The sequence below is a fragment of the Paenibacillus xerothermodurans genome, from assembly GCF_002220865.2.
Classification (GTDB): Bacteria; Bacillota; Bacilli; order Paenibacillales; family NBRC-103111; genus Paenibacillus_S; species Paenibacillus_S xerothermodurans.
In genome coordinates, this window is record NZ_NHRJ02000016.1 from 45,385 (window position 1) to 58,501 (window position 13,117).

Consider the following 13,117-nt stretch of genomic DNA (forward strand, 5'->3'; position numbering starts at 1 on the left):
TGACAAAGGCTGTACTTTGGGAGTTTAATGAACGATGAACCGGTTAATGGGCTTGGATTATGGGGATAAGACGATCGGCATCTCGGTTAGTGACGAATTGGGCTGGACCGCTCAAGGGGTCGAAGTGATCAGGCGGACCACCTCGGAGCGCGATGTCAGCCGGATTCGTGAGCTGATACAGCAGTATGATGTTAAGGAGCTGGTCGTCGGACTGCCCAAGAATATGAATAACACGATAGGCCCGCGTGGAGAAATTTGTATCGCATTCGCCCAGTCCTTGCAGGAAACACTAGGCATGCCTGTCCATTTATGGGACGAACGATTGACGACGGCATCGGCGCAGCGCACATTGATCGCAGCTGACGTCAGTCGTAAAAAACGCAAGCAGGTCATCGACAAGATGGCTGCTGCACTCATTTTGCAAGGCTATATGGATTCCAATTCGAAAGGGTGATTGACATGTCTAAAGAGGAACAATTGCAAGAAGAGCCGGAAATCATTTTTATTCCGGACGAGGAAGGCAATGAAGAAGAGTTCGAAGTGATCATGAAATTCGAGGTCGACGGATCGGACAAGAAGTACATGATGGTCGTTCCTGTCGACGCCGAAGAGGAATCCGATGAAGTGTATGCGTTTCGTTACGAAGAGGACGGAGACGACCTGCAGTTGTTCACGATCGAGGACGAGGAAGAGTGGAACATCGTGGAGGAAACCTTTAACACCTTGATGGATGAATTTAACGAGGAAGAAGAAAACTCTCAATAGAGAACACACGGGAGGAACTCCATTTTGTACGAACTCAAGGATCTGATAGAGACCGACCGGTTGCGCCGCGAGTACGGAGATGATATTATCTTATATGATGAAAATGAAAACTCCGTAGTATACAAGCTGCTGTCCGAGTTTCAGCTGGGAGAACGGTCATACGCCGTGCTTGAGCAGGAACGGGACGGTGAACCGGAAATTTACCGGGTGATCGCGGGTGCGAACGGCGAGCTTGAGTTGGAGACTATCGAAGACGATGACGAATGGGAGAACGTTTCGGAGCTCTATGACGAGCTAACTTTTCCCGCCAACGATGCATAAGCAGACGGCCACTGGTGTACACGAGCTGAGCGGAGACAACTCCGCTCTTTTTCATTGTTACCGGCCCCCGTCGCTAAGACGTGGGAATGTGGTCGCTGGAAAGAAGGTGACTGTCATAAAAAGATTATTTGTTATTGCTGCAATTATTGTCATAGTTTCTGCCGCTGGTGTAGCTCTGTATGTGAGGCAATCTCTGCAGCCGCCCCCGGCCGCGTCAGAAGCGGTTCAGGTGTCTGTGCCGGCAGGAAGCGGCTCCGCAAACATAGCTCAAATACTGCAGCAGCAGGGTCTGATCCGAGACGCGCGTGTGTTTGCATACTATTTGAAGTTGACAAACGAAGGCCATAAATTCCAGGCTGGGGAGTACCAGATGACGCCCGGCATGCCGCTCGACGAAATCATCGATATGCTGAATAAAGGCTTGGTCGTGAAGCAGCAGGGAATTCAGCTCACGGTGCCCGAAGGTTTTACCGTCGCGCAAATTGCGGACAAGGTCGGCCAACAGTTTGGGAAGGATCCTGCAGCATTTATTCAGGCCGCCCAACAATATCAGGGCTTCACGGCAAAGGTTTTCAAAGAGATTCCTGCTAACGATCAGCTGAGAAGTAGACTCGAAGGTTATTTGTTTCCTGAGACGTACGAGTGGAAGCAAGATATCACCATGGAACAAGTGATTGACCAGATGATGCTGGAATTGGACAAGAAGCTGGCCATGCTCCCGGAGAGCTGGCGAGAGGACATGGCTGCGCGCGGGCAAAACTTCCATCAAATGATGACTATTGCCTCGCTGATTGAGAGAGAGGTTGCGATAGAGGAAGAGAGGCCGCTCGTCAGCAGCGTTATACATAACCGGCTGGAAAAAGGCATGCCTCTACAAATTGACGCCACAGTGCAGTATATGTTCGATAAGCAAAAGGAGCGGCTGTTCGAGAAGGATCTGCAGCTTGAGAGCCCGTACAATACGTACCTGAATACCGGACTCCCGCCGGGACCGATTGCCAGCCCAAGCCTCTCCTCGATCAAAGCCGCGATATATCCGGCAGAAAGCAATTATTTCTTTTATGTTACTAAAAAAGATGGCACAAAGGGGCATTTATTCGGGGAAACGTTCGAACAGCACCGGCAAAATAATGCTGCAAGCAAAAAGAACGGCAATATACAAGAAACACCTGATAGTGAAGGGAGCTAGACTTGAATGAATAAACCCGAGCTGTATATTTCAGCCGGTTCGGTGGCGGAAGCTCAGCGTTACATCGAAGCGGGTGTGGATGCGGTGGCGGTCGGAGAGCATCGTTATGGTATGCGGCTGCCTGGTCAAGTTATGGTGGATGATCTGCGGACTTTCATTCCGCGGGCGCATGCGTGCGGCGCGAAAGTGTATGTAGTGGTGAACAAAATCTTGGACAATGATTTGCTGCCTGTTCTGCCAGATTATTTGCGTGAGATTCACCAACTAGGCGCAGATGCGGTGGTGTTCGGGGACCCGGCAGTGCTCGTTGCGATCCGACAAGCCGCCCCGGGCATGCCGCTGCATTGGAATGCCGAGATGACGTCCACCAACTACGAGACTGCACGCTATTGGGCTTCGCAAGGGGCTGTGAGAGTTGTTCTGGCGCGGGAACTCAACATGGACGAGACCATCGAGATCAAACAAAATCTACCCGACATGGAAGTGCAGGTTCAAGTGCATGGGATCACCAACATTTATCACTCCAAACGTGATTTGGTTTCCAACTATGAAGCCCACCAGAGCCGCGGCGGACTGCAAGCAGGTAAAGGCCTGGAAGACGGCTTGTTTTTAATAGAGCAGGAACGCAAAGATGAGCGGTATCCAGTATATGAGGACGTGAATGGAACGCATATCATGAGCTCAGACGATGTCTGTATGTTAGAAAATCTGCATGAGCTGATGGAGGGCCGTATTGACAGTTTGCGAATTGAGCCGCTCTTGAAATCGGTAGAATACAACGAGACTGTAATCAAAGCGTATCGGGCAGCGATTGATGCGTACACTGCGGATCCCGCCAATTACGAATTCCAGGAGCAATGGCTGGAGGCAATACGCGAGATCCAGGACCCGCGGCGTGAGCTTTCTTTCGGCTTCTTTTACAAGGAGCAGGTATATTAAAACAGGTAATGCAAAATCCAACCGGGCTAGTTGAAATCATCAAAGAGTTTGAAAACAAGGGGTGCAAACACATGACATTGGTGAAGGAGCAAATGCTAGGCAAGCGCGTCCGTTTAGAAAAGCCGGAATTGCTTGCGCCCGCAGGCAGCTTGGAGAAGCTGAAATTCGCTGTGCACTACGGAGCTGATGCTGTGTACATCGGCGGGCAGCAATATGGTCTTCGCTCCAATGCCGACAACTTCACATTCGAAGAGATGCGCGAAGGCGTGGAATTCGCACAGCGGTATGGGGCGAAAGTGTTTGTCGCGACCAATATTTTCGCCCACAACGAAGATATCGCGGGCATTGAAGAGTACCTGCGCGGGATCCAAGATGCGGGTGTGGCGGCTATCATTGTGGCCGATCCGGTTATCATCGAGACGTGCAAAAGAGTGGCGCCTAAGCTGGAAATCCATCTCAGCACCCAGCAGTCTACGATGAACTGGCAGGCCGTGCAGTTTTGGAAGGATGAGGGTGTCGATAGAGTCGTGTTGGCGCGTGAAGCGAGCATGGATGAGATCATGGAGATAAAGAATAAAGTCGACGTCGAGATTGAAGTCTTTGTGCACGGAGCGATGTGCAGCTCGTATTCCGGCCGCTGTGTATTGTCCAATCATTTTACGGATAGGGATTCCAACCGCGGCGGATGTTCGCAATCGTGCCGTTGGAAGTATGATTTGTTCACAACACGAGAGGATCAGACACAAGTGGGCATAAAAGAACTGCCGTTATTCGAGGCTAATGACGATGCTTTCTCCATGAGCTCCAAAGATTTGTGTATGATTGAGCATATCCCTGAACTGGTCAGGTCGGGTGTGGACAGTTTCAAAGTAGAGGGAAGAATGAAGAGCGTGCACTACGTGGCGACAGTGATCAATGCGTACCGTCAGGCCATCGATGCTTATTTTGCGGATCCGGAGAACTATGAGCTTAAGGCGGAGTGGCTGTACGAGATCAATAAGGCGGCAAATCGCCCTTTAAACACGGGCTTTTTCTATGATCGTCCCGATCATGAAGATCATATATTTGAGCCGGAGGATAAGGCTGCGCCGTATGATTTTGTTGGTGTCGTGATGGCCTACGATGCGGCCACCCAAACGGCTGCGATTCAGCAGCGAAATCATTTTAAACCGGGCCAGGAAATCGAATTTTTCGGACCGCAGGGCACTATCTTCAAGCAGACGGTTCCGGCGATACAGGATGAATTGGGACAACAGCTGGATGCTGCCCGGCATCCGATGCAGACGATCCTCTTGAAGGTGGAGCATCCGGTGAAGCCGTATGATATCATGCGTAAAAAGATGGGAAAATAATAAAATTTTCATAAAGTATGCAGGGAGAGCCGCTCATAGAAGCGGCTTTTTTAATTGTTATAGGCCGTTAGACCCATGGACAAACTAAGTAAAAAAGCATATCATCCTACGTGTCGATTAGCATATATTGACATAAAATGATGCTCAATGTGTGAGGCGGTGGAACTATTTTTGAAATATGAAAGCGGTTAACCATACACAACATGGCAAATACTGTCGAAGTACGTGTGAGGGTGAACTCCAATTCGTTGTACTATCTTAGACTAGGGCGGTGGTTCCGGTGCGGGGAATAATGTCTGTGCTGAAGCAATGGACAGCCAGGATCGGTAAAGTAGTAACGCAGCAGGTATCCGGCGGCGGCCTTAAGAGTATCGGCACTGCGGCGCTCAGATTTCTTGTTCGATCAGCGAGCAGAGCGGCGGGGGCAGTGAAAGGCACTCGCCTGGAAAATCCGGTGAAATCAGTGGGCATGAAGTTGTTCTTGATTTTTCTTGTCAGCATCCTGTTTTTCGTGCTCACGGTTGGTTTCACGTCTTATAGTATTTCCAAAGGGGTCATTCAAGCTAAGGTGGCCGAGGCTTCGGAGCAGACCATTATCCAAGCGGGTAAGAAGCTTGACCTGATGTATGGCAATTTGGAGGATTTGACCATACAGATTTTGTTGGATGAACAGTTGAAGACAGCGCTGGCAGAGATGCCGGCGGCTAATAAGTCATCCTTCGATTACTTGCAGCTGCGCAAAACTGTAGAAGACCGGCTGAATACATATTCCTACGCGAATAGCAATGTGCGGTCCTTGCAGATGTTCCTGCCTTCCGGGGACCCGGTAGCGTCAGCGGGCACTACTCCCACGAAGGAAAACCTTACCCAAGAGGATTGGTTTAAGAAAATTGTGGAAAGCAATGGGCGGGCCACCTGGCTCGAAACAAGAACCAGCGGGTTCTCTGACGCCGGCAGCCCTAGCGGAACATTTGCTGTGGGCCGATTGATGAAGAGCACCGGCAGCAACAGTCCACAGGCAGTATTACTGCTGGAGATGAAGGTCGAGCTGTTGGCCGCACAGGTGTCCGAGCTGCAATTGGGCGAAGGCGGCGACACGTTAATCATCACCCAAGATATGAACGTGATCTACTCCCAAGAAGAAGCCGAACTGGCGCAAAAAACAAATCCCGATGTGACAGCCGACTCTCTTCAACCGAACCGAAACAGCACCATGAACGGCAAAGAAGATATGCAGCTTGTGTACTATAAATCATTGAAATCAGGCTGGTATACCGTTGGAGTCATGCCGGTGGATGAGTTGGTGAGAGATGCGAAAGTCATTTCGAACATCACTTGGATTATGGCGCTGATCGCCGCTGTGATTGCTGCAGTCATCGGGCTTATGATAGCTCGAATGGTCGGGCGTCCAGTTATTGTGCTTCGCAACCTGATGCAGGAGGGTGAGCAAGGGAATCTCACAGTACGCATGGCCGTACATTCCAAAGACGAGATTGGCCAATTGGGCGGCAGTTTCAATCAGATGATGGAAAAAATCACGCTGTTGGTGCAGCAAACCAACCAATCCGCACAAGCGGTGCTCGAGACGTCAACGGAGCTTGCGGACGCATCCAAGAAGACGGCTCTATCGGCCAGAGAGATCGCAGTGGCAACCGAAGAGATTGCGGGGGGCGCGTCCAGCTTGGCGGTGGAATCAGAAAGAGGGAACGAGCTTACACATGACATCTCGGTGCAAATGAAAACGGTGATAGAAGCCCATATGGTAATGGGTACATCGGCCGCGCAAGTGCAGAAATCCAGTGAGCAGGGTATTCAATACATGTCACAGTTAATCGACAAAACGAATAAGACTGAGTCCATGACACGGAGCATGGTGGACAAAGTAGATCATCTGAAGGAAAGCACGCGTTCAATTCGCAAGATACTGGAAGTATTGAGCAGCGTGTCGAAGCAGACCAATATTTTGTCTCTCAACGCTACCATCGAAGCGGCCCGTGCCGGTGCAGCGGGCAGAGGTTTTATGGTCGTAGCCGATGAAATTCGCAAGCTGGCAGACCAGTCACGGCAGTCGATTGATGTGGTCGGCCAAATCACCGACACCATCCAACGAGAGATAGATGAAACCGTCACGGTGTTATCCGACGCCTATCCGGTATTTCAGGAGCAAATCATGTCCGTGAAAGAAACGGACTTGATTTTTAAGCAGGTTCAGGGCAACATGGGAGATTTTATCGGCCAGCTGTCGGAGGTAACGGAATCAATCAGCAATCTGGATGCAGCACAGCTGGTGCTGTCAGAGGCGATGGCTCACGTCAGCGCTGTGGCGGAGCAATCTTCCGCTACCTCGCAAGAAGTGGCATCATTGAGCTCTGAGCAGCTGAACGTGAGTTCGAGCCTGGTTAGCCTGTCCGATAAGCTGGAGCGGCTATCGGATTCTCTGAAGGAGTCTCTGAGCAGGTTCGATGTCTAGGCGGCAGGCGGCAATTGCATGACAGGTGCTTGTTTTGTTTGAGCCGTGGGCAAGTCGATCATACTGGTACTATTATCCGGTATAACATGCTGCAGTTTACGACAACAACGCAGGGGGTCGACACCATGATTAAGCACCGAATTTTTTACATTTTGCTCGGCATTGCAGCTTTGCTATTGACTCTTAATGTCCGCTTGTTCTGGATCCAGGTTGCCGCCACCCGCAGTTGGAGCGCGCGCGACATTGATCTGGTCGAGAACAGCGTTATTCAACGCGCAAAAGCATTCATGCTCGACACCGGCCGCGGTGACTTTTATGACCGACAGGGTCAGCCTCTCACCGGAGGGGAGATCCCTGCTCTCACAGTCTTTCCGGTGCAGGAGCGGCCGGCGGCATCCCAGGATGAGGTTGATCACCGTATAGTGCGGATTTTACATACGACCGAAGATAAGTGGAAGGAATTCAGAAAAGGACTGACAGCACCTGCGGTGTGGGCTGAAGACGGGATGACGGTAGAACTGGATGCGCAGCAGATTGCCGCGATAAGAGCGTTGCAGATTCCCCAATTCGAGGTAACACGTGTGAAAGAGCGGTATGCAGCTCCACAGCCGGCCAGCCAGCTCATTGGCTATGTAGGCCAGGATCCAGCACGCATCGTCCGGCAGTATATGTCTGAGTTCCAGCAAGGACAGATGCAGTTGACCAGCGCGATCGGCGGGGCAGGCTTGGAAAAGACGTTTGAGCCCTGGCTCCATGGGATCGGAGCAACCAGGGTGGCTTTGTTTACCGACGGCTTCAAGCGGCCTCTGCCCGGCTTGGCCACCCGGGTCGTGTCACCCGGCAATGAATATTATCCGCTAAAGATCATGACGACGCTAGACCTAAGTGTACAGCGGCGCGTCGAACAAGCGATGGCCGCGCTGCAGGTGAAGGAAGGCGCGGTCGTTGTATTGGATACAGCAAATGCAGACGCGGTCGCCATCGCGAGCCGGCCGGCTTTTCATCCCGCGCGCGTGGATCTGGAGAGTGGGGCGTGGAGCAACCGGGCACTCAAAGCGGTCCCTCCGGGATCGATTTTTAAGACCGTGACGGCCGCTGCGGCGCTGGATGAGAAGCTGGCAGATCCGGAAGAACTGTTTGACTGCAACGGTACGCTTGGGAAATATGGTTTGACATGCTGGAAGAAAGAAGGACATGGCCGCATTAGCCTCCGGGACGGCTACGCGCAATCATGCAACATTGTGTTTGCACAAATAGCTGAACGATTACAGGGCTCGTCGATGCAAGCATACGCCAATCAGCTGGGTCTAGGCGTTCCTGTCGGCTGGAAAGGAGATTTTATGCAGCAGCGTGATTTTCGGGCATGGGATGCTGAGGAACGCGGTCAGATATTCGCACCAACAACAGCCATCGAAGATGGCGGGGTCAAGGCACAGTCCGCGATCGGGCAGCGGGACGTGTTGGTCACGCCGCTGCAGGCCGCCAACATGGTGGTCACGCTGTTGCACCAAGGAGAAGTGCTGTCACCCCGCATCGTCCACGAGGTGCGCTTCAACAACGGCCGTTTGATGCAATCTTTGGATGAGAGGCGTGTGAGCGGACTTCCCGGAGCCGTCTCGGAACGTACCGCGGATATCATGTTGGATTGGATGCAGGATGTCGTCCAACATGGTACGGGAAAGGTGCTGCAGTCCGCTGAGTGGTCCCTCGCCGCTAAATCGGGTACTGCTCAGGTGACGGACAAGCACGGACGTCCTGTTGTCCACCAATGGTTTATCGGGTACGGACCTGTCGAAGAGCCAAAGTTTGCCGTGGCCGTTCTCGTGCAGAATATGCCTGAATCGGCGCCTAACAAGGCGGCTGTCCTCTTTCGCGAGGTGATGAATATTCTCGCCGACGGTTCATAGCTGCGAAATAGAAGCGGACCGTGAAGACATGGCGCCGGATTCCGCCAGATCCGACCGCGCTAAGGTAGTGGAATTCGCCGCTCGGCCGCAGGTTTTCTCCAACAAAGTTGCGATGGGTGTGTCCGAATATAACACACACATTTCTGTACGGTTCCAGAATCGCGCGGAACTCTTTGGCACGGATCAACCGGTACATGCCGCCCGTCGGTTCTCGGCGTACGGAGCGGTTGATGGATGACCACAAACGCGGGCTTACCTTCCTCATGCGATGGCATAATTCCGCGAGCCAATTGAGCTGCTCATCGGAGTACCACGCGCCTCCCCCACCTCCGCTTTTTCCTCCAGCAGCGCTCCGCCCTGTATCCGCACCTTACGCACCCGCCGCACGGTTAATTCTACGTTGTACGTCCGGACTGTCTCGCCTTTTTTTAAATGCTGTGCTATAAGTTGTCGAATATATTTCAATAGCAAACCTATGTTCTGGTACTATCATAAGTTAGTACTTACTGCGTATACAGCCCTTGAATATACTTTAATTGAGGGAACTCAGCAAAGAGGTGAGGCGCTGTGAGCAGAAAATGGGTGGAAAAAGAGGGATTGCACTGGGTAGAGCGCGGAATTATCAGTTCCGAGCAGTATAATCAAATTTTAAGCTTGTACGAGGATAAGAAGCATGCGTTCGGGATGCTCCCGCTGATGGGGAGCATTCTGGTGGGACTAGGTGTGCTTAGTTTTGTCGCCGCCAACTGGCAGGACATACATGAGCTGTTCCGGCTTGGAATGATAGTTGCATTGATGGTAGCGTTGTACGCAGGCGGGGAGCTGTTCAGCAGACACGGCAGCCAAAGGTTGGGCATAGCGCTCATGGCGTTAGGACTAATTAGCTTTGGCGGAGGCATCGTCCTGGTGGGGCAAATGTTCCACCTGATCGCGTATGACATTGCCTCTTTCATCGTGTGGGGAACGGTGGGCACGTTATTGACTTATTTTTACAGGCGCCGTTTTTTGTACTTGATCAGTATCTTGATTTTCACAGGAGCCCAATGGTACAGCGTGAATGGGATGCATCATTTCAGTGCTGTGGCGTTCGGCGTGATGCTTACCGGACTGGGTGTCTATTTGTGGAAGCATCAGGACGTCCTCCTGGCGTGGTGCTTCAGTGTAAGCTGCATTATTCAGGCAATCATGCTCACAGTAAGTCAGGATTGGAAATTTTTGTGGTGGTTTGTGTCCGCTATGGCCTTGTATGCGCTGGGAGACTGGTGGAAAAATCGCGGCACCGGTTATGCGCTGCAGGCCGTCCCGCTGATTGGAGCTTTCATTTTCAACATTGCCGCCGTTATTTTTTATGATGTAACGCGCGAGGGTGATTTCCGGCACATACTGCCTGAACCATCGTATTTCTTACTCGCGATGACGGTGTTGTTTGGCATCTCTGTCGCAGGGAAAATCAAAAGAAAGCGGGGAATCACCGCTTTTGAATGGATCTTGGCAGTTCCGTTTGCCTTCTTACCCGCAGGGGCAGACGTATTGTACCTGCTGACGCTGTTTTTCTTCTCCTTATATGTATTGTGGACAGGATATGCCGAGGAGTGGCGTTGCAAAATTAACTTCGGCATGGTGCTGTTTATTGTGGCGAGCATGGTAGCTTACGGCAAATTAACTTGGGCATTTATGAATAAATCGTTGTTCTTCATCATTGGCGGTTTGCTGCTGTTTGCGCTCAGCTGGTTCCTGGGCCGTAAGAAAAAGCAGTTTTTCGATCAAGCGGAAGGAGGGCGCCGGCATGATTAAGACAGCTCAGGGAAGATCTCTCCGAACTACATTGCTGATGCCGTTGGTTGTTCTGCAAGTGTTGTTTTTAGCCGGTATGGCGGGCTCGTATTATGCTGTGGGCTGGTACGGTACAGAAATCAAGCTAGAGACGGTTCCGGTCGATCCACGTGACCTATTGTACGGTGATTATGTCACATTGAGATACAAAATCAGCGAGCTCTCGCCAGCCTTGTGGCATGGTAAAGGAGAAGCACCGAAGCGGGGAAGCGCGGTGTATGTTGCACTGAAGCCCGTGGATGGATTGTATGAGGCGGCAGGGGTGTACGAGGCGGCACCAAGACTCGAAGCCGGCCAAGTGGCAGTGAAAGGCAGGGTACAGGCGGCCTGGGATGGAGGAATCCAAGTAAAATACGGGCTCGAACGATATTATGTGCCGGAAGGCACGGGGGTCGAGCTGGAACGAACAGCAGGCGATATGATCGCTGTCGTGAAAGTGGCTGCCTGGGGGCAACCGAGACTGATCGGCTTGGAGTAACATGGGTAATATAAAGCGAAAAGAGACTCAGATTGCAGATGATGAGTGAGGAGGGAAAGTTCATGGCTTCTGATAAAGTAGAGGAGCAGTTGGCGCAGAGGCTCACGGAGGGCGAGATGAATGCCGAGGACGCGGAGGAAGCGGCGCGCCGGAGATTGCCAGTGAAAACTGAGATACGGATTCAGGCGGAAATCGATCCCGTAGTTGAGGAAACGAGAAGATACCGTAAGATGGCGTCAGAAGTGGACGACCGATATGCACAGTATGACCGGTTCGTTGACCGGCCGAGGAAGGCGAGCGAGCAAGAATAGAGCCGAGCTGGGAAGTTGTTGGATGGCGCGATATCACCCAAAGGATAACTATTAGCAGTACTCGAGTCTGGCATAGCAGATCCTTTTTTTATCGTTCGCTGGCGGTGCGATGGTTGTGGCGTGGCGGGAGAGCCAGCTGCGGGTGGATGTGCGTCGCACCCAGTGATAAACATTGCATGTTCCGCTTTCTCCCTTTACAATGAGCTTACTTAAGAGACTCACTAATCGTACGAGACTAGGAGCAACGGTAAGGGAGCAGCAGAATGACAATGGGAAGTAATCAATGGACATTACCGGCAGAAACACTCATATGGGACCGCACCGAGCAAATCGAGCCCTCGGACGTATTGGTGCCGTTTGCCCTGGATGAGCTGCTCTGCAGACAAGCAGGCCGCGGCGGTGCGCCGATGGTACATATTTGGCGCCATCCGCGGGCATTCGTCATGGGACTGAGAGACAGCAGGCTTCCGCATGTGCGTGAAGCCAAACGCTGGCTCGAATCGCTAGGATACTCCGTCGCCGTAAGGAATTCCGGCGGTGCTGCCGTTCCGCTGGATTTGGGTGTGGTCAACATCTCTTTGATTTTGCCTAAGCGGCAGGGTCAAATCGATTTTCGTCATGACTTTGAACTGATGTACCGGCTGATCCGAGACGCGCTGAGGGCACTGTCACCGAATGTGGCCAAAGGGGAGATCAAGGGCTCCTATTGTCCTGGGGACTACGACCTCAGCGTGGGAGGCCGCAAATTCTGTGGCATTGCCCAACGTCGGCAGGCACACGCTTTTGTCGTACAGGCGTTCGTTGTAGTGCGCGGCAGCGGGCAGAGCAAAGCGTCGCTGGCCCGGGATTTTTACAATATCGCAGCCCAGGGGGCGGACGGGCATTGTTTTCCGCATGTGACCGAGAACAGTATGGCCAGCTTAGAGGAGCTTGTGAAGCTGGGCGATGAGCGTGAGTTTATCGACGCTGTGAAGCAAACGGTGCGCCAACACAAGCAAGCGTTGCAAGTAGCACAGCAAAAGCCGCTTCAGCTGCCGGGCGAGCGGCAGGTGATGGCGGCTGTTGAAACACTTCGGCAGCGCTATGGGCTGTCAGACGCTTGAGACGCGGGCGTTCTCGGCGGCATCTTCGCAAGCCGTGGCCCTCACTTCAGCTGCCGGACGAGCGGCAGGTAACGGCGGCTGTTGAGACACTTCGGCAGCGCTATGGGCTGTCAGACGCCTGAGACGGGGGCGTTCTCGGCGGAACCTTCGCAAGCCGTAGTACGCGCCAGCTGCAGCGGTGCGCGCTGAGCACTCCGCTTATTTGATACCGGGCAGCCGCGTCTCCAGTCGATGAATGAGCTCGCCATATACATCGCGTAGTTCCTTCATAGTGAGCAGCTCCGGTGTATTTTCCGTCTCTTCGGTAGTGTGCGATTGGAGCACGCTATTCAAGCCGTCGTAGTTGAACTTCAAATCCTTGTACGTTTGATCCAGCTTCTCGATTATAACTCCAATTAAAACCGAATATTGTTCCACGGTGCCAACCAACTCCTCTTCAAATACATATG

At 52.3% G+C, this 13,117-nt stretch carries 13 protein-coding genes; 12 read left to right on the forward strand and 1 reads right to left on the reverse strand.

The genetic code is table 11. From position 1 onward, the window contains the following. Positions 1-34 precede the first annotated feature (34 nt). From ruvX to CBW46_RS18290, 12 genes are all read left to right on the forward strand, one after another. Positions 35-454 carry a Holliday junction resolvase RuvX gene (gene ruvX / locus CBW46_RS18225; RefSeq protein ID WP_089201401.1) on the forward strand — a complete coding sequence of 140 codons (420 nt, stop codon included), beginning with the start codon at positions 35-37 and terminating at the stop codon, positions 452-454. Between the two features lie 5 nt (positions 455-459). After that, positions 460-765, forward strand: a complete 306-nt coding sequence (locus CBW46_RS18230) for a DUF1292 domain-containing protein (protein WP_089201402.1) — start codon at positions 460-462, stop codon at positions 763-765. Positions 766-789: 24 nt separating this feature from the next. Next, positions 790-1,086, forward strand: a complete 297-nt coding sequence (locus CBW46_RS18235) for a DUF1292 domain-containing protein (protein ID WP_089201403.1) — start codon at positions 790-792, stop codon at positions 1,084-1,086. A gap of 106 nt (positions 1,087-1,192) precedes the next feature. Beyond that, entirely contained in the window at positions 1,193-2,275 is a 1,083-nt protein-coding gene (mltG, locus tag CBW46_RS18240; protein ID WP_279386474.1) for an endolytic transglycosylase MltG, read from the forward strand. Positions 2,276-2,281: 6 nt separating this feature from the next. Next, positions 2,282-3,214 carry a peptidase U32 family protein gene (locus CBW46_RS18245; RefSeq protein ID WP_089201405.1) on the forward strand — a complete coding sequence of 311 codons (933 nt, stop codon included), beginning with the start codon at positions 2,282-2,284 and terminating at the stop codon, positions 3,212-3,214. 71 nt (positions 3,215-3,285) lie between these two features. After that, positions 3,286-4,566, forward strand: coding sequence for a peptidase U32 family protein (locus CBW46_RS18250; protein ID WP_089201451.1), 1,281 nt, complete (start codon positions 3,286-3,288; stop codon positions 4,564-4,566). Positions 4,567-4,858: 292 nt separating this feature from the next. After that, the gene (locus tag CBW46_RS18255) at positions 4,859-7,036 is read left to right on the forward strand and encodes a methyl-accepting chemotaxis protein (protein WP_089201406.1); all 2,178 of its coding nucleotides are present in this window, start codon (positions 4,859-4,861) and stop codon (positions 7,034-7,036) included. A 125-nt stretch (positions 7,037-7,161) separates the two neighbouring features. Then, a complete protein-coding gene (locus tag CBW46_RS18260) occupies positions 7,162-8,943 on the forward strand; it encodes a peptidoglycan D,D-transpeptidase FtsI family protein (RefSeq protein WP_089201407.1) in 1,782 nt (593 codons plus the stop codon). Positions 8,944-9,510: 567 nt separating this feature from the next. After that, a complete protein-coding gene (locus CBW46_RS18275) occupies positions 9,511-10,737 on the forward strand; it encodes a DUF2157 domain-containing protein (RefSeq protein WP_089201410.1) in 1,227 nt (408 codons plus the stop codon). Next, positions 10,730-11,254 carry a GDYXXLXY domain-containing protein gene (locus tag CBW46_RS18280; protein ID WP_089201411.1) on the forward strand — a complete coding sequence of 175 codons (525 nt, stop codon included), beginning with the start codon at positions 10,730-10,732 and terminating at the stop codon, positions 11,252-11,254. Before CBW46_RS18275 ends, CBW46_RS18280 begins: the two co-directional genes overlap by 8 nt. A gap of 62 nt (positions 11,255-11,316) precedes the next feature. After that, the gene (locus CBW46_RS18285) at positions 11,317-11,565 is read left to right on the forward strand and encodes a hypothetical protein (protein ID WP_089201412.1); all 249 of its coding nucleotides are present in this window, start codon (positions 11,317-11,319) and stop codon (positions 11,563-11,565) included. A 269-nt stretch (positions 11,566-11,834) separates the two neighbouring features. Further along, positions 11,835-12,668, forward strand: a complete 834-nt coding sequence (locus tag CBW46_RS18290; protein WP_207802328.1) for a lipoate--protein ligase family protein — start codon at positions 11,835-11,837, stop codon at positions 12,666-12,668. Between the two features lie 198 nt (positions 12,669-12,866). Here CBW46_RS18290 and CBW46_RS18295 read toward each other — a convergent pair whose 3' ends face one another. Further along, positions 12,867-13,085 (reverse strand): hypothetical protein, encoded by a 219-nt coding sequence (locus tag CBW46_RS18295; RefSeq protein ID WP_089201414.1) that lies wholly within the window; start codon positions 13,083-13,085, stop codon positions 12,867-12,869. Between the last annotated feature and the right edge of the window lie 32 nt (positions 13,086-13,117).

What these genes read in the sequence shown, in the direction of transcription:
- ruvX (WP_089201401.1), top strand. Translation starts at nt 35, where the DNA reads ATGAACCGGTTAATGGGCTTGGATTATGGGGATAAGACGATCGGCATC.
- CBW46_RS18230 (WP_089201402.1), top strand. Translation starts at nt 460, where the DNA reads ATGTCTAAAGAGGAACAATTGCAAGAAGAGCCGGAAATCATTTTTATT.
- CBW46_RS18245 (WP_089201405.1), top strand. Translation starts at nt 2,282, where the DNA reads ATGAATAAACCCGAGCTGTATATTTCAGCCGGTTCGGTGGCGGAAGCT.
- CBW46_RS18250 (WP_089201451.1), top strand. Translation starts at nt 3,286, where the DNA reads ATGACATTGGTGAAGGAGCAAATGCTAGGCAAGCGCGTCCGTTTAGAA.
- CBW46_RS18255 (WP_089201406.1), top strand. Translation starts at nt 4,859, where the DNA reads ATGTCTGTGCTGAAGCAATGGACAGCCAGGATCGGTAAAGTAGTAACG.
- CBW46_RS18260 (WP_089201407.1), top strand. Translation starts at nt 7,162, where the DNA reads ATGATTAAGCACCGAATTTTTTACATTTTGCTCGGCATTGCAGCTTTG.
- CBW46_RS18280 (WP_089201411.1), top strand. Translation starts at nt 10,730, where the DNA reads ATGATTAAGACAGCTCAGGGAAGATCTCTCCGAACTACATTGCTGATG.
- CBW46_RS18285 (WP_089201412.1), top strand. Translation starts at nt 11,317, where the DNA reads ATGGCTTCTGATAAAGTAGAGGAGCAGTTGGCGCAGAGGCTCACGGAG.
- CBW46_RS18290 (WP_207802328.1), top strand. Translation starts at nt 11,835, where the DNA reads ATGGGAAGTAATCAATGGACATTACCGGCAGAAACACTCATATGGGAC.